The organism is Paenibacillus sp. FSL H8-0079, from assembly GCF_037991315.1.
Taxonomy (GTDB): domain Bacteria; phylum Bacillota; class Bacilli; order Paenibacillales; family Paenibacillaceae; genus Paenibacillus.
In genome coordinates this window covers 6,619,908-6,636,678 of the sequence record NZ_CP150300.1, presented here as the reverse complement: position 1 = coordinate 6,636,678, position 16,771 = coordinate 6,619,908, and the positions used below count along the sequence as shown (strand labels likewise).

The 16,771-nt window shown below is 44.2% G+C and carries 12 protein-coding genes; 9 read left to right on the top strand and 3 right to left on the bottom strand.

The annotated features are described in order from the left end of the window. Nucleotides 1-38 precede the first annotated feature (38 nt). Together MHI06_RS29470 and MHI06_RS29465 are read right to left on the bottom strand one after the other, a co-directional pair. Nucleotides 39-491: a HEAT repeat domain-containing protein gene (locus MHI06_RS29470; protein WP_340399999.1), complete on the bottom strand. Its 453-nt coding sequence runs from the start codon at nt 489-491 to the stop codon at nt 39-41. A gap of 91 nt (nt 492-582) precedes the next feature. After that, nucleotides 583-1,557, bottom strand: a complete 975-nt coding sequence (locus MHI06_RS29465) for a YndJ family transporter (RefSeq protein ID WP_340399998.1) — start codon at nt 1,555-1,557, stop codon at nt 583-585. 217 nt (nt 1,558-1,774) lie between these two features. Between MHI06_RS29465 and MHI06_RS29460 the strand changes: the two genes are divergently transcribed. From MHI06_RS29460 to MHI06_RS29435, 6 genes are all read left to right on the top strand, one after another. After that, nucleotides 1,775-2,443, top strand: a complete 669-nt coding sequence (locus MHI06_RS29460) for a DNA alkylation repair protein (protein WP_340399997.1) — start codon at nt 1,775-1,777, stop codon at nt 2,441-2,443. A gap of 539 nt (nt 2,444-2,982) precedes the next feature. Next, entirely contained in the window at nt 2,983-5,106 is a 2,124-nt protein-coding gene (locus tag MHI06_RS29455) for a 5'-nucleotidase C-terminal domain-containing protein (protein WP_340399996.1), read from the top strand. A 397-nt stretch (nt 5,107-5,503) separates the two neighbouring features. After that, nucleotides 5,504-7,936, top strand: a complete 2,433-nt coding sequence (locus MHI06_RS29450; RefSeq protein WP_340402205.1) for an S-layer homology domain-containing protein — start codon at nt 5,504-5,506, stop codon at nt 7,934-7,936. Between the two features lie 429 nt (nt 7,937-8,365). Further along, nucleotides 8,366-10,741, top strand: coding sequence for an S-layer homology domain-containing protein (locus MHI06_RS29445; protein WP_340402204.1), 2,376 nt, complete (start codon nt 8,366-8,368; stop codon nt 10,739-10,741). Nucleotides 10,742-10,904: 163 nt separating this feature from the next. After that, on the top strand, nt 10,905-12,635 hold the full coding sequence (locus MHI06_RS29440; protein ID WP_169482608.1) for an ATP-binding protein: 1,731 nt from the start codon (nt 10,905-10,907) through the stop codon (nt 12,633-12,635). Continuing rightward, nucleotides 12,632-13,747 carry a response regulator gene (locus tag MHI06_RS29435; RefSeq protein WP_340399995.1) on the top strand — a complete coding sequence of 372 codons (1,116 nt, stop codon included), beginning with the start codon at nt 12,632-12,634 and terminating at the stop codon, nt 13,745-13,747. The genes MHI06_RS29440 and MHI06_RS29435 overlap by 4 nt, the downstream gene beginning before the upstream one ends. Nucleotides 13,748-13,909: 162 nt before the next feature. On the opposite strand, the gene MHI06_RS29430 is transcribed toward MHI06_RS29435, so the two are convergent. Further along, a complete protein-coding gene (locus MHI06_RS29430; protein WP_169482604.1) occupies nt 13,910-14,536 on the bottom strand; it encodes a hypothetical protein in 627 nt (208 codons plus the stop codon). Nucleotides 14,537-15,205: 669 nt separating this feature from the next. Here MHI06_RS29430 and MHI06_RS29425 point away from each other — a divergent pair. The 3 genes from MHI06_RS29425 to MHI06_RS29415 are packed head-to-tail and all read left to right on the top strand — an operon-like array spanning nt 15,206 to nt 16,535. After that, on the top strand, nt 15,206-15,655 hold the full coding sequence (locus MHI06_RS29425; protein ID WP_340399994.1) for a hypothetical protein: 450 nt from the start codon (nt 15,206-15,208) through the stop codon (nt 15,653-15,655). A 12-nt stretch (nt 15,656-15,667) separates the two neighbouring features. Continuing rightward, the gene (locus tag MHI06_RS29420) at nt 15,668-15,946 is read left to right on the top strand and encodes a hypothetical protein (RefSeq protein WP_340399993.1); all 279 of its coding nucleotides are present in this window, start codon (nt 15,668-15,670) and stop codon (nt 15,944-15,946) included. A 28-nt stretch (nt 15,947-15,974) separates the two neighbouring features. Further along, the gene (locus MHI06_RS29415) at nt 15,975-16,535 is read left to right on the top strand and encodes a DUF4303 domain-containing protein (protein WP_340399992.1); all 561 of its coding nucleotides are present in this window, start codon (nt 15,975-15,977) and stop codon (nt 16,533-16,535) included. Nucleotides 16,536-16,771: the final 236 nt, after the last annotated feature.

Below are 16,771 nucleotides of genomic sequence, written 5' to 3'. Positions count from 1 at the left end.
AGTGGCTTGGTATTCAACTATTATACGGTGAACGGCGGTTATCTTCTGCCTAGTGTCTCCCAAATTCCATGGAGCCAGGAGTCGAATTCAGCATCTTTGTCGCCCTCGTAAGTATCATAGAGATCCAGACGTGTCTTTTGCAGTTTTTCCTTGAATTCCTCAAATGTGTGACCTTCAGGAAGGCTTTTTTTGATTCGCAGCAAAATTTTGTTAGTACCTTTAAACAGCTCGCCTTTGTTTTTGGCAGGCATTTGAACATCTTCATCCAACTGCTTCAGCTTGGAATATGCGGCTTCACGCACCTGGAACACTTGATCATTTTTCAAAACATGCTGTAGCAACTTAATGGTAGTGGCTGTATCCCAGTTCCCCAATTCATTCACCGCATTTAGTCTGTCTTTCCAGCTTGACGTCCGATTAGCCGCTCGTTTGAGCTCTTCAAAGTTTTCCGGTAGTTCGTTCACTGCTCCAGTATCATGGTTGTTCGTCAAAATTCAATCTCCTTAATCATCGCCATCTCGGCAGAATGATGAATGTTATTTATGTGATCACTATTATAGCACGAACCTGACTAAACTACTCCTATGAAGCCGATTGGCTAGTCTTTTCCTTAATGAAGTCGACCATAAACACCCAACCAATTAGTCCACATAAGACAAAACCAAACGCATGCAACGATCCATAAATGGGAATAAAATTGAGTATGGTTAAGGAGTACATATTTTTCAGTAACGGATAGAAGATGGAAATGATAACAACCGTGTAAAAGGCTAGGCAAGAAAGGCCCAAGAAGAAGGCTGCCTTTATATCCAAAGCGTTTTTCCTCAAATAAGCCAGGAGATAAGCGGTGTAAACCACAATATTGCAGGCGAACAGAGTGACACCAATATATTCAATTGGCTTGGAGAAAATCATACCAATAGCAATCAAGATTGGTCCGATGATATCAATGGCAACAACCCAGGGATACCAGCTTTTCTTCGTCATGATGCGTCCCAGTGCACCAATAAAAATCGGCACGATCGCAGATGAAAAATGAAAGTGAACCGAGCTTAATGCGTGCGTTGCAGGATTAGCTTGGAAAAGGTTCAATTGAGATTGATATAAGGTAAACCAAATGCCCCCGATAAAAAAGTAAATGAGCCCAGCGCCAATCGCTATTTCCGCTGCTTTTCCTTTAGAAATCACAATCGTGGTCAAGCCATAGATGCCGAGCAACAGTGTGAACAGTAGCCATCCAAGAGAAAGAATCCCTGGAATTTCCGTACTTTCTAACCCCCACATCTTACTACTCATTACCGAGGCCAGGGTAAGAAGCGCGGCGGGAAATTGAAGCCATTTCATAGCGGCATAAATCAGTCGTTGATGTTTATTCTTTGCGTCATGGTTCAAAAGTAGAATCACAAGAGGTACAATGACGAAAGCCGCAAAAAGTAGAAACTTTTCAACAAGTTCGAATTGGAAGTAATCAAGATAAAATATAAGAATGGTTATGATTCCACCGGGGAACGCTGGTGCTAATAATGATTTCATTCGTTGCTTCAAGGAACTATTCATGTGGTTTCCTTTCTAACGACGTTTAGTATAGATCGGCAATTCTTCTTTTAGTAGTCTAACACATTTAATTGTCAATATATGAAAATAAGCTTATCTTGCTGCGAGAAGGATTGGTATGGGAGAATAGATGCAATAATACTTATAACGAAATTAAGTTATTGATATATTGCACCCAGGACAATTATGAAATAGCGCTTTAATAAAGGAGTTGTATCAAATGAATAATAATAAAAGTACAGAAATGAAATTCTCTTCAAACGCAGAAAACATTCTACAACAGATCAATAGTAAAACTAAGCTAGGCGACTTACGAAAAATCGCCAAGGACATAAAAAAAGATCACAAACTAGCGATGGAACTTTGGTCAACCGAAGCGTTTTTACCCAGACTATTAGCAATCTTAATTATGGATAAAAAACTTCTTTCACAAGAAGTGCTAAATAGGCTGGATGAGGATATGCAGACGCACACTTTTGATGAGCGAAATAACTTGATGGATTGGTTAATGGCTAATCAGCTCACCAAAGACAAGAAGACAATTGCATTGATAGAGTCATGGGAAAATAGCCCTTCTGTTCTTCAAAGGCGAGTTTTCTGGTATTATCAAGCGCGATTGAGATGGACTGGGCAAACGCCGCCTGATAACAAAGAAGACTTACTATCTACAATAGAAGCTAACATTACGAAGGAGGAACCGGAAGTTCAATGGGCTATGAATTTCACCGCAGCCTGGATAGGCATTTTTGATGAAAAGTATCGTGCACGTTGTATTAAACTAGGTGAGATAACGGGCCTTTATAAAGGTGAAATGGTATCAAAGGGCTGTACTCCCAATTATTTGCCGGAATTCATTGCGATTGAAGTTAACAAACGAAATAAGAATTAGTTACCCCTGAAATATTGGAGAGCAATTAGAAATTCGAAAGTGTCATTTAATGCTAATGGACCTCTCCCTGTTAATGATTAAACTATCAGATTACTTGGAGAACAAAAAGAGCTGCACATCACGCGGCTCTCTATCTGATCTTGATCTTAACGTCCACTTAGTAGCATATTTATAGATGATAGGTTTCCCGTATTGTGGTTCAAACTTTAATGAAATTGCCCCACTGTTACTGGTCCCGCTACTCCAAAAGTAGAAAAGACGGGAACTAAGATTTAAATACTCCTACCGGTCACCTTCTTTTAATAGAAAGTGTGAAAAGTTTTGATACATATTATGTAATGGGATGTGTGTTTTTAGGATATGGGAGCCACGTATGTGCTTGCTCTTTAGTAGCAGACATGCGTCATACCCTCTCGTCTGCATCTTCTCTATCAATCTCCCAACTTTTTTACATCTATTTTATATATTTTACGATTTTTATGAATTGAACTATGGTAAAATATCTCAGGATCTAAAATTGGAGAGGGGTTTTATATTTTATGTCTTGGAAAAAAGTTCTGGGCAAAAGCACGATACGTATCGCTACTACTGCACTATTACTCACGCAACTATTTGGTGCAGCAGGTTCTGCCTCTGCCGCAGGCAACGATGTAGAAGTACACTTGATTGGAATTAATGATTTCCACGGTCAGTTAGATACCACATCCATCGTGGGTGATAAAAAGGCAGGAACGGCTCCAATTCTAGCAACCTATCTGAAAGAAGCTCAAGCAAAATATGAACATTCCCTACTCTTCCATAATGGAGACTCTGTTGGTGCTTCGGCACCAGTATCATCTCTTGATCGTGACGAGCCTACCATGGAATGGATGAATATGATGGGATTTGATGTAGGGTCCTTGGGTAATCATGAATTTGACCAAGGTGTGGCTGCTTTGAAGGCACAGATCTTTGGTGGCCTTGATCCAAAGGAAGGTAAGGTAACGCATGCAGGTGCGAAATTTGATTACGTCAATGCAAACGTCATTGAAACGGCTACGGGAAAAACATTGATTCAGCCCTATGTGATCAAAGAAGTGGGCGGAGTCAAAATCGGATTCATCGGACTAGTGACGAAGTCTACACCCGCTAAAGTATCCCCATCGGGTACAGCTGGCGTACGCTTCTTAAGCGTAGAAGAAGAAGTGGAAGCCGTTAATAAATATGCAAAAGAATTGCAAGATAAGGGTGTAGAAACGATCATCGTGTTGGCTCATGATCCGGCAACCACCAAAGAAGGCGTAACTACTGGAGAAGCGGCTGACTTGGCAAAAGCTTTGCCGGCGGATTCCCCTGTTGACGTTATCGTTGCAGGTGACAATCATGCTTTGGCCAACGGTGAAGTGAATGGAAAGTTGATCGTTCAAGCTTATTCCTATGGTACGGCATTTGAAGATATCAAACTGATGATTGACCCTGTAACTGGGGATGTAACTGAAAAATCAGCTACCGTTACAACGACTTTCCAAGAGGGTGTAAAAGAAGACCCTGAGACGTTGGCTATTATCAAAAAATCATTGGACAAGCATCCTGAGTTAACAAAACCAGTAGGTACAACGGATGGTTCTGTTACTCGTACAGATGCCTACAATAACGAAGCCCCTCTAGGTAACCTGATTGCAGATGCAATGCGTCAAGCAGACTTTGGTGATAAAGCAAACGCTGCTGATTTTGCATTTATGAATCCAGGTGGTATTCGTGCAGATCTGCCACAAGGCGATGTGACTTTTGCTGATCTTGCCAAAATCCAACCGTTCGGAAATACTCTTGTGAAATTGGAGCTGACTGGCGAACAGGTTAAAACCTTGTTGCAGCAACAGTGGGGTACCAACGCTGACGGTACACCAAACACCAAAACACTCCAAATTGCTGGTTTGAAATATACTACAGATTTCAGTAAGCCAGTTGCAGAACGTATTACTGGTCTTAGTCTGGAAGATGGAACACCAATGGATCCTGCAAAAACATATACGGCTGTAGTTAACAACTTCATGGCCGCAGGTGGGGACAGCTACAAAGTGCTGCTGGATGCTAAATCATCCTTGGCAGGTCCTATTGATCTGGATGTATTCTACGAGTACATTGTCGAAACATATAAAGGCGGTAGCATCGAAGCTACAAATGAAGGACGTATCACAAACATGGCTGCATCTATCGAACCAACAGAAACACCTGAAACTACAGAAATTATTTCTCGTGCTGAATTTGTAAGTGCTCTGGTTGACATGTTGAAACTAAACGATGTAACAACAGCAGCTACATTCAAGGATGTTGCGGCTAATGCTGCATACGCAGATGCGATTGCTGAAGCTACGCATGCTGGATTCATTCAGGGCTACGGTGGTAACTTCTATCCTGATCGGGATATCACACGTGAAGAAGCTGCTACCATTCTTGCTAAATTGGTAAAAGATCAAGCGACTGATAAAGACGCTGCTACGATTATTGCTAGTTTCGAAGATGGTAAATCCGTATCTGTCTATGCAATTAAGCCTATGGCGAAACTGATTGACAAAGGTATTCTTGGTGGAACAGATAAAAGATTGCTTCAACCTAAACAAGGTCTTACTACTAACGATGCAAAAGCATTAATTGAAAAAGCTGTTGCAGCAAAAGCTTCATAATGTAGAACTTATTTAAATCTTATAATATTAAAACGAAAACACATCCTATCGGGTGAATGAGCGTTCCTCTTAATCTAGGAGAAAGCCATATCCCAATTAGGGTGTGTTTTTTTCATGCTTACATATGGCGAAAGCGCAAACCATTTTATGAATAGAAAATTGAAGTTGAACCTTACCACAAAAATAGCGAGTTGGTTCCATCATCGTGCTTTCTTTCATTATTCTTTCATAGCGCTCTGTTATTATCCATAGGAGTGATGGTTCTCGGATCTGGGTTAAAAGCATGCTCTAGCAAGGCTGCCATTCTGACAAGCACCGATGGAAAATAATCAAGGATTAATTACCTAATCAAAGGGATGAAGGAGAGGACATATTGTTATCGTTTAATTGGAGAAAGATGGTTTATCTTGTTATATGCTTCATATTGTTGTTCAGCACAATCGCTCCATTCGAGGGGCGATCGGTTTATGCTGCAGATCCTGCTTCACCTGTTAAAGGGGAGAGAATAGAAGCGGGAGGTTTTTCTTCAATGGCGTTAATGTCAGATGGTACCGTGGTCAGCTGGGGGAACAATGCTTACGGTCAACTTAACCTGCCTGTAGGCTTAAACGATATTATGGCAATCGATGTTGGAAATACTCATACACTTGCATTGAAATCAGATGGTACCGTAGTTGCCTGGGGGCACAATGATGATGGTCAAACAAACGTGCCATTGGGCTTGAATGGTGTGGTGGCAATCGCCACAGCAGACATCCATTCGCTTGCACTGAAGTCAGATGGCACCGTAGTTGCCTGGGGGTACAATGGTAGCGGAGAAACAAATGTACCAGTGGGCTTAGACGGAGTCGTGAAGATTGCTACTGGACCTCACCATTCGCTTGCACTGAGGTCAGACGGCACGGTGGTCGCCTGGGGGTACAATAGTAGTGGTGAAACCGATGTACCAGCCGACTTAGACGGAGTCGTGGCGATCGCTGCAGGAGCACTTCATTCACTAGCGCTAAAGTCAGACGGCAGTATAGTTGCCTGGGGGGGCAATTATAGCGGTCAAACCAATGTGCCGACGGGCTTAGATGGAGTAGTGACCATCGCTGCAGGATTATATCATTCACTGGCGCTAAAGTCAGATGGCACCATAGTTGCCTGGGGTGATAATGACGAGGGTCAAACAAACGTGCCAGCGGATTTAGACGATGTCGTGGCGATCGCTGTAGGATTTCTTCATACGCTTGCCTTAAAGTCAGATGGTACCGTAGTTACCTGGGGATACAATCAGAATGGGCAAATGAATGTACCTGGGAATGCCAATTTGAGCGAGCTTAAGCTACAGGAAGGGGATTTCACAGAATCTTTTGATCCTTCAGTCATGGACTACACGTATTATTACGACGGTCAATCGTTGTCTAATGTAGATGTAACACCGACACTCGAGAGCACTGACCAGACAGTTATGTATGTGAACGGTGAGCTGCTGCCGTCAGGTAGCACGAAGACGATAAACTTTGCGGGAGCAACCACGGATACGATTATTCCTGTTCGCGTGGAGCCCTACTTGTTACCCGGTAAAAAGTATACCATTACGCTGGTGATCGATTCAACGCCTCCAGAAGTACAGTTTGGTACGAATGGTGGTGTAGTGGCAGCGAAAACTGCAGCGAGTATCGTAACGGTCAGCGACCTACAAAGCGGAATAGATGATCATTCACTGCAATATATGTGGACGCAAAGTACCGCCGTTCAGACAATGGGCTGGTTGCCATTTAGTGACGGCGATACGTTGAGTCAGACTAGCGGGAATGGCAACTGGTACTTACACATTCGCGCAGTAGACAAAGTGGGGAATGTGAAGGAGGCTGTTTCGAATCCGTTTCTACTGGATAACACAACGCCGGTAACAGCACCGAGCCCAATAGATCAAGGCGGTAGTTCACCTGTTGGGCCTTCGGTAACCCCATCCCGATCTAACCAGGCAGCTTTAGCTAAAATAAATGTTTATCATTCCGGAAAGACATTGGAATTATCTCCTAAGTTCACATCCTTAACTACGGATTATACAGTAGAAACAGACGCTGCGCAGGTTGAACTGGAAGTAGCTTCAGCCCATCCCAAGGCGGTTGTGAAGCTGTTGGGAGAACGGATAAGTGAGATGACGACCGTTCCTTTGGTGATGGGCGCTAATGTGCTAACCCTTACGGTTCAAGCTGAGGATGGAACAATCAAGACGTATATCGTCAACATTAACCGTATGACCCATGATGAACATCATGTTCCTTCAGCTCTGGTATGTCGGTTCACGGATATCGAGAATCACTGGGCAACATCAGATATATGCGAAGCAGCCGAATTGGGTATTGTGGAGGGAATGGATGCCCAGACCTTTGTACCAAGAGGCAACGTAACACGAACGGAGTTCGCCGTTATGCTGATGCGGACACTTCAGATCCCGATAGGCACCGAATCAATTGAGGTATCTTTCAGCGATGCAGAGAGCATTCCGGCATGGGCGCGGCTGGCGATCCAGACAGCCGTGGCCGAGGGCGTTCTGCAAGGATATCCCGACGGAACATTAAGACCGAAGCAAACGGTAAGCCGTGCAGAGATGGCTACAATGGTGTCCAAGGTCATGGAATGGAAGGCTGGCAGTACGGATAGCCCCTACTTCTCTGATGATGCAAGCATTCCAACGTGGGCCAAAGCTGATGTCGAAGCTGCACGCGAGCACGGACTTCTGGAAGGACAAGAAGGTAATCGATTTATCCCGGATGGACGAACAACAAGAGCTGAAGCAGCGGTTGTACTCTTGCGACTTTGGAAATCTATACAATAAGCACACAACAGGCTGAACCCTGAACCGTAACACAAGTAACGGCGAAATGTTGAAGCCGATTAGATACAGCTGCAAGTAAAGTTGTCTCTAATCGGTTTTTTCTGCTTCCTGGGGGATCAGTTTGGTTCAGACCAAGCCTATATGGTAGGAGTAGGGATGGATCGTGGTTCCATCATCGCTATGTTCTTTCATTATTCTTTCATAGCCCTCTGTTAATATCCATAGAGGATGATGGATCTCGGATCTGGGTTAAAGCTTGCTCTAGCAAGGCTATCATTCTGACGTATGCCGATAGAAAATAATCAAGGATTAGTTACCTAATCAAAGGGATGAAGGAGAGGATACATATTGTTATCGTTTAATTGGAGAAAGACGGTTTATCTTGTTATAAGCTTCGTATTGTTGTTCAGCATAATCGTTCCATTCGAGGTGCGATCAGTTTATGCTGCAGATCCTTCTTCACCTGTTAAAGCGGAAAAAATAGACGCAGGAGGTCTTGCTTCAATGGCGATAAGGTCAGATGGCACGGTGGTCGGCTGGGGGAGAAACGACTTTGGTCAACTAAACGTTCCCTTAGGTTTAAGTGAAGTTGTAGCAATCGATGTTGGGTATTTCCATACACTTGCATTGAAATCGGACGGTACTGTTGTCGGCTGGGGTGACAATAGCGCTGGTCAACTAAACGTGCCAGCGGGCTTGAATGATGTGGTGGCTATCGCTACAGGAAGCAACCATTCGCTTGCACTGAAGTCAGACAACACGGTTGTCGGCTGGGGTAACAATTCCAACGGTCAAACCAATGAACCAGTGGTTGTAGACGGAGTAGTGGCGATCGCTGCTAGAAACATCCATTCGCTTGCACTGAAGTCAGATGGCACGGTGGTCGCCTTGGGAGGCAATAATAGTGGTGCAATCAATGTGCCCGTAGGCTTAAGCGGAGTAGTGGCGATCGCTGCAGGAGAAACTCATTCACTAGCGCTAAAGTCAGATGGTACAGTGGTTGCCTGGGGATCTAATCAGGACGGTCAAACCAATGTGCCATCGGGCTTAGACGGAGTAGTGGCGATTGTTGCAGGAGAATATCATTCATTAGCGCTAAAGTCAGATGGCACAGTGGTTGCCTGGGGATACAATAATGGTGGTCAAACCAATGTACCAGCCGACTTAGAAGGAGTAGTAGCGGTCGCTGCAGGTCATTTTCATTCGCTTGCCTTAAAGTCAGATGGTACCGTAATTACCTGGGGATATAATCAGGATGGACAAATGAATGTACCTGGGAATGCCAATCTGAGCGATCTTAAGCTACAGGAAGGGGATTTCACAGAATCTTTTGATCCTTCAGTCATGGACTACACGTATTATTACGACGGTCAATCGTTGTCTAATGTAGATGTAACACCGACACTCGAGAGCACTGACCAGACAGTTATGTATGTGAACGGTGAGCTGCTGCCGTCAGGTAGCACGAAGACGATAAACTTTGCGGGAGCAACCACGGATACGATTATTCCTGTTCGCGTGGAGCCCTACTTGTTACCCGGTAAAAAGTATACCATTACGCTGGTGATCGATTCAACGCCTCCAGAAGTACAGTTTGGTACGAATGGTGGTGTAGTGGCAGCGAAAACTGCAGCGAGTATCGTAACGGTCAGCGACCTACAAAGCGGAATAGATGATCATTCACTGCAATATATGTGGACGCAAAGTACCGCCGTTCAGACAATGGGCTGGTTGCCATTTAGTGACGGCGATACGTTGAGTCAGACTAGCGGGAATGGCAACTGGTACTTACACATTCGCGCAGTAGACAAAGTGGGGAATGTGAAGGAGGCTGTTTCGAATCCGTTTCTACTGGATAACACAACGCCGGTAACAGCACCGAGCCCAATAGATCAAGGCGGTAGTTCACCTGTTGGGCCTTCGGTAACCCCATCCCGATCTAACCAGGCAGCTTTAGCTAAAATAAATGTTTATCATTCCGGAAAGACATTGGAATTATCTCCTAAGTTCACATCCTTAACTACGGATTATACAGTAGAAACAGACGCTGCGCAGGTTGAACTGGAAGTAGCTTCAGCCCATCCCAAGGCGGTTGTGAAGCTGTTGGGAGAACGGATAAGTGAGATGACGACCGTTCCTTTGGTGATGGGCGCTAATGTGCTAACCCTTACGGTTCAAGCTGAGGATGGAACAATCAAGACGTATATCGTCAACATTAACCGTATGACCCATGATGAACATCATGTTCCTTCAGCTCTGGTATGTCGGTTCACGGATATCGAGAATCACTGGGCAACATCAGATATATGCGAAGCAGCCGAATTGGGTATTGTGGAGGGAATGGATGCCCAGACCTTTGTACCAAGAGGCAACGTAACACGAACGGAGTTCGCCGTTATGCTGATGCGGACACTTCAGATCCCGATAGGCACCGAATCAATTGAGGTATCTTTCAGCGATGCAGAGAGCATTCCGGCATGGGCGCGGCTGGCGATCCAGACAGCCGTGGCCGAGGGCGTTCTGCAAGGATATCCCGACGGAACATTAAGACCGAAGCAAACGGTAAGCCGTGCAGAGATGGCTACAATGGTATCCAAGGTCATGGAATGGAAGGCTGGCAGTACGGATAGCCCCTACTTCTCTGATGATGCACACATTCCAACATGGGCCAAAGCTTATATCGAAGCTGCTCGAGAGCACGGACTTTTGGAAGGACAAGAAGGTAAGCGATTTGTCCCGGATGGACGAACAACAAGAGCTGAAGCAGCGGTTGTACTCTTGCGACTTTGGAAATCTATACAATAAGCAACACCAAGGAATGCCCCGATGTCATTAGAATGATATCAGGGGCATTTTTTTATTGAAGTCTGATAGGAGATATGCTTGTAATCCATAATTTCCTCTACTATGATGGATAGAAAAGGCACAAGATGCCTATTTTTAAGCCAAATGTAAAGGGACCTGATGTATGAACTCCACGGTAGAACTCATCCTTATGATTGTTTCATTGATCATGACGGGTATCATTTTATTCACGGTATACGGGTTTAGACGAGAGCGCGGAGTCATTTACCTCGTCGGTTTGATCATATGCCGAATGATGTACTCAAGTAGTATCCTTTTAGAGAGACATAGCGATGTATTAATGACTAAATTCATTTTTCGCAATATTCAGAATACGACGCAAAATGTAATGGTCCCTTTCTTGATCTTATTCGTTTATCACTTAGTCGGTCGAGACAAGCTGCTGAAGACCCGATGGAAGGCCCTATTGTTTGCCGTATTCGCATCGTGGTCGTTGCTTATGTGGCTTGACCCAAACCTTCATATTATATATCTGACGATTGAGCTTTATAATGGGCACCTAGTCACAACGAAAACCCTCTATTCCAGAGCATTCAGCCTCATTTGCTATAGTGCGGTCGTTATTTGCCTTTATTTTTTGTTTCAGTATATAAGGAACATCAGGAGTGATTATCGGAAGCCCGGGATGTGGGTTCTCCTTCTGGCAACGTTACCTTTTATCCTTGAGGTTATCAAATTTGTGAATCCCGAGTGGTCATCCTGGTTACTGCCATTAACGGTTTACTGCGGATCTACAGGGACCATCATGCTTGTGATTATACTGCGGATTAAGTTCTTCTCTACTGTTCCGATTGCCAGGAATATTGTGCTCGATACGCTACAGGAGAGTATTGTGATTGTGAATAGTTCAGGAAAGGTCATCGACAGTAATAACCGGGCTTCACAGTGGTTCTCAGAATTGGGTTATGGGGCTATTTCGGGTCGAAATATATCGGAAATTCTAGCGTTTTGGCCAGAATGGTATAAGCTGAGCAAGTCTATGCAAGCAGGGAGTGTAGAGATTGATAAATGGCTGAATGGAGAAAGAAGAATCTATAGTGTAAACGTATATCCGTTATATACGCTGGGCAAAGCGCAGGGCAATATTTCTCTTATTTTCGATATTACGGAGAAACAACGGCATCTGGAGCAGATGGCTCAGTTGAACCAGATGAAGGATCAGCTGTTTACAATCATATCGCATGATATTCGCAGTCCGCTGGCACTGCAGTTTCAACTCGTGGAGTTACTGGAGGCGGACAGACAGTCGTTCGCTGCTGATCATCAGGAGATCATTGAGCAACTGGGTGACCAGATTCGTAATACACTTGGAATGGCTAATAACTTGTTGGAGTGGTTTCGTAGCCAAGTTGAAGACATGGCACTTCGTCCAGAATTACTGGAGCTGTCTGACGTGGTTGAGGAATGTTGTCATATGTTACACATCAAAAGTGAGAGCAAACATATTAGTGTGATAAATAAGATTGCTGTAGGCACCCAAGTATATGCGGACAGGGAAACAGTTGGTTTAATTATTCGTAACTTGTTAACCAACGCCATTAAATTCACCGAATTGGGTGGTTTAATCGAAGTGTATGCTCAGTTGTCGGGAGACATGGTGATCGTATCTGTTCGTGATAACGGAGTAGGCATGGAAGAGGAGCGAGTTGGTCAGTTATTTGGCGAGAAGCAACTCAACTCCATGGCGGGCACATTAGGGGAAAAAGGGGCAGGGCTTGGATTACTCGTAAGTCGGCAGTTCGTACAACGAAGTGGTGGGAATTTGTGGGCGGAAAGCACAGTGCGACAAGGAAGCGTATTTCACTTCACTTTGAGAGGCGGAACAGAGAGATGAAAGTTCTCATCGTGGATGATGAGCCTGCCATGCTGTTGGCAATGAAGCGAATGCTGTCGAATATGCAAGACGTGGAGATTGTTGGAAGCTTTCAGAATACGGCAGAGGCACTCGATTTCGTTAAGAACAGGGAAGTGGATCTCGCATTCCTGGACATCCAGATCGCTGCGGACAATGGATTAGAGCTTGCCCGCAGCTTGATCTCAGTATGTAATGATCTTGACATTGTGTTTACAACTTCGCATGCAGAATATGCGATTCACGCTTACGATGTTTATCCATTGGACTATATGGTTAAACCCATTTCCAGAATACGACTGGCTCAGACGCTCACCAAGGCAGCTAGCAGACGCAGATCTTCTTCTAATCGTGCTGATGACCTTGTACCTGATCGGCTGACGGTTCATGGATTGAGTTGCTTTGAGGCGAGCAGCAAGCAAGCGGGTACAGTGAAATGGAGATCCAAGAAAAGCATGGAGCTATTTGCCTATCTGCTTGTTCATCGGGGGCGAAGTGTAACCAAATCCCGAATTATGGAGGATATTTTCCCAGGTAGGCCTCTTAAGCAAGCGGAAGCGTACTTGAATACGATAGTCTATCAGCTTAGGAAGGTGTTATCGGAGCATGGGTTCAAAGAGATGATCCTATCAGCGCAAGAGCAATATCGGGTAGATTTGGATCAAGTCGATGTTGATTTTATTGGATTCGAACAGGCTATGTCGGAGTTGAACGAAATCAATACATCCAATGAAGCGGAAGCCATAGCATTGGAGACACAATTTGCAGGCGAGTTGTTTGAGGGTAAACCTTTTGAGTGGGCGACAGCGGAACGTGAGAGATTGTCGATGGTATATGTTTCTTACGCCAAGCGTCTTGCAAGATGGTTGCTCGATCAGAAGCAATTCAATGAAGCCGCGCGCATTTCCAGAAGAATTATACTGCGTAATGAGTTTGATGAAGAGTCGACACTGCTGTTGTTGAATATATTGGGAGCCATGGGAGATCGACAATCACTACATAATTACTATGAGCAATATACGCAATTTCTGCTTCAAGAACTCGGACTACAGCCTTCATCGTCTATTCACCAGCTATATGAAAGATATCGATGATCTCTTTCTCAACCATTGGGAATTGTCATACAACACTAACATATCCGTCATATTTAAGAGGTCAGCCGATTTTTACCGGCTGACCTCTTTTGGATAAGTGGTGAAGCTATCAACTTCCTCGGAAAACAAAAAAAGAGCCGCGCATCATGCGGCTCTCCATTTTTAGCGCCCGCCCGTATTGGAAGCCCAGACAGGAATCCAACTATTCGGATAATTGCTATTGGTCAGGGTTGTGTTATAGAGAACTAGATTACCATCACTTTGCATGACCAGTGTGTCACCCGTTGTGCTAGCCGGTAAGCTGCTCCCGTGATGACCTGGAATCCAAGCGGCGGTATTGGCAGACCAAGCCTCAGTTTGTACAGAAGTATCAATCATCAAAACTTTATCCCATCCCCAACCGGTGTAATATTCGAATTTACCTGTGGCATGGTTGAATCCAAAGCGATAACCATATTGGTAAACATCTTGATATTTCATGCCATATTTATAGATGACAGGTCTCCCGTATTGTGGTTCAAATTTGAACGAAAGAGCCCCACTGTTACTGGTACCGCTACTCCAAAGAGAAGAACCATTCTGATAGATGACAAAATTCCCGTCATTCTGCCAAATGGCTGAGAATCTACCGTCTTGGGAGGTGAGATAGTCACCCTTCGCCATGCTTTGGCCGATTGTGAGCTTATCTCCAAGATAGCCGGCGGAAGCCGTTGCCGGTACGGCAAATGCAAGAATCAACAAGCAAGCCATAAAAATACGAATAGATCTGGGGAAAAGTTGTTTGATCATTGGACACGCTCCTATGTTCCTTATAATGGTTGAGGCTAAAAACGGGAGTGTAGAGTTAAAATCCTCTCAGGCGACCTCCTTTGTTAGATGATGTAAATGCTCGTGGTACAGATTATGTAGTTTGATTTATGCATGTAGGAAAAGGAACTCAGATGTTAACATACTTTATTTTCCATTATAGCAACTATAAAATTTAAAATCCATAATTTTCTATACAAAAACTTCTTAATCTCTATTGGGTGAATGAGCGTATCTCTTAAATCAGGAGAATGCCATATCCTGATTTAGGATGTGTTTTTTCATGGTCACATAGGGCGAAAGCCTATAGCAATTTTGCTGATAGCGTAAATTTCATTTTCGAAATTCAGGTGTAAAGTAGGTAGACTCATCTAAAGTAAACACTATAATGGAAATAAGATACATATATAGAACGGATATTGCACGAAACTCTCAGATCAAGATGAATATCAGAAATCTATGAGGTGTGGTGAGCGAAAAGAAATGGACAAATTAAAGAACAGCAGATTCTATAAACTGAGATTCTTCATAACTCCTGAAGAGTTTAAAAGCCTTTTGCAGCTTTTGGAGCAGAGGCAAGTGCAATTCTATCGTACCAATTCTGCCCGGACAGAGCATGATTATAATCAGGTGTACGAGGCGTATCAGTCGTTGTATCAGTACTATGTGGCAGAAGAAAAGAAAAATGACGTTCATCCCTTCTTTGTATACTCTATTTCTGTTGCGTCAGACCAAGAAAGTTCAGGATTTTTTGTGAGAAATGAAGATATTTCTTTTCCATATCACGGACAATGGGCAGAGGATGAACTGCCCTGTATCATGCTTTCATTTCCGAAAGGCTTTCAAGTTGATTTGGAAGACGAAAAAGGGAAGTACTATATATATGAGGATATCCGGGACCATAAGCCGCTGACCTATGCATTTTTCAATGAGATAAGAGACTCTATCAAAAAAGTAACAAAGCCACTTCGCTTCTCAGCCCATGATGCAGATGCGATGAAGGAACAGAAGCCCTCTGTGCGTATAAGCCAGGATGCAATGCACGACTTGAGCAAGTCGTGGATATTCAGTAAATATGGACTTGTGATTCATGGCAAATAGGAGGGGGGCGAAATGATGTTCGCCCTAAAGATTATCTGTACTTGGGTACTGCTGGCTGCTTCATGTTCTGCAGTATGGTGGAGCTTCAGAACAGAAAAGCTTATAACGATCTCATGGCTGGCGTTTCTACTACCCGCTGTCTTCCAGCTCGCGACCGCTTTCCGGATCGGTCCAAGCCAAGCGAAGTCACTCATCGTGTTCGGTTGCATCAATCTAGTGTTGGCTACCCTGGTGGGTGCGGGTGTCTGGTACCTAGTCCAAATAGCCAATTCATATCGAAGTGGCCGATGATCGACGAATGGAAAGGAGAACTCTAATCATGAAGCCAATACAAGATATAGAGACACTGGCTATAGAGATCGCCGCTGCTGCCAGAACGTCTTTTTGTACTCTTTTTGAAAATGGTGAACGGTACTATTATTGTACGCTATACACTACTGGAGAAGGACATGCGCCAAGCATCTCTGCCTGGTCGTGGGAAGCTTTGGCGTTGGAATCGGCTAGGCAAGCAGAGGAAAGTGACACGTCGGTATCAACGATTGCGGAACTCATCAAGTGGTCGTATGCGGATTCGCCCTATTGTTGTTTTGGGGATGATAACTTTGAAGGTGTCAAACAACGATATAACGAGCGCCCTTTCATTGCGGATCTGGAGCATGATGATTGGAATCGAGAGTTGGATGTGAGGCTGAAAGCCATGGAGCTGGCGATGAAAATGCTTGATGATGAAGGCATATTTGCCTTAAATCAAATGCGAGAGTCCATATGTGTCCTTGTTGAAGTCATGCCGCCGGATAAGATCAACACCGAGATTGCTTTACGTTTGAATCAGGCGGAATCTCCTGCTATGCAAGCATGGTTGGCGGAGGCGGCAGAATAAGGGCATCAGGAGCGTTACTACGATGCTCGCAAGGTGTACATACGACTTAATCTCGACAATCTTACTGAATCAGAGATATAGAAGACGATCCAATTTCCCGAACCACCTTTGTACATTAAGGGGTGGTTCTTTTTCGTGTTTGAGCTACGACATCAGAAGCTACCAGTTCGCCCCTCTACCACTGTACAAACACACTTTTTCTGCCTTGTCCACATTTATACCTTACCAAAACGATT

What these genes read in the sequence shown, in the direction of transcription:
- MHI06_RS29430 (WP_169482604.1), bottom strand. Translation starts at nt 14,536, where the DNA reads ATGATCAAACAACTTTTCCCCAGATCTATTCGTATTTTTATGGCTTGC.
- MHI06_RS29435 (WP_340399995.1), top strand. Translation starts at nt 12,632, where the DNA reads ATGAAAGTTCTCATCGTGGATGATGAGCCTGCCATGCTGTTGGCAATG.
- MHI06_RS29465 (WP_340399998.1), bottom strand. Translation starts at nt 1,557, where the DNA reads ATGAATAGTTCCTTGAAGCAACGAATGAAATCATTATTAGCACCAGCG.
- MHI06_RS29415 (WP_340399992.1), top strand. Translation starts at nt 15,975, where the DNA reads ATGAAGCCAATACAAGATATAGAGACACTGGCTATAGAGATCGCCGCT.
- MHI06_RS29455 (WP_340399996.1), top strand. Translation starts at nt 2,983, where the DNA reads ATGTCTTGGAAAAAAGTTCTGGGCAAAAGCACGATACGTATCGCTACT.
- MHI06_RS29450 (WP_340402205.1), top strand. Translation starts at nt 5,504, where the DNA reads ATGGTTTATCTTGTTATATGCTTCATATTGTTGTTCAGCACAATCGCT.
- MHI06_RS29420 (WP_340399993.1), top strand. Translation starts at nt 15,668, where the DNA reads ATGATGTTCGCCCTAAAGATTATCTGTACTTGGGTACTGCTGGCTGCT.
- MHI06_RS29460 (WP_340399997.1), top strand. Translation starts at nt 1,775, where the DNA reads ATGAATAATAATAAAAGTACAGAAATGAAATTCTCTTCAAACGCAGAA.
- MHI06_RS29440 (WP_169482608.1), top strand. Translation starts at nt 10,905, where the DNA reads ATGAACTCCACGGTAGAACTCATCCTTATGATTGTTTCATTGATCATG.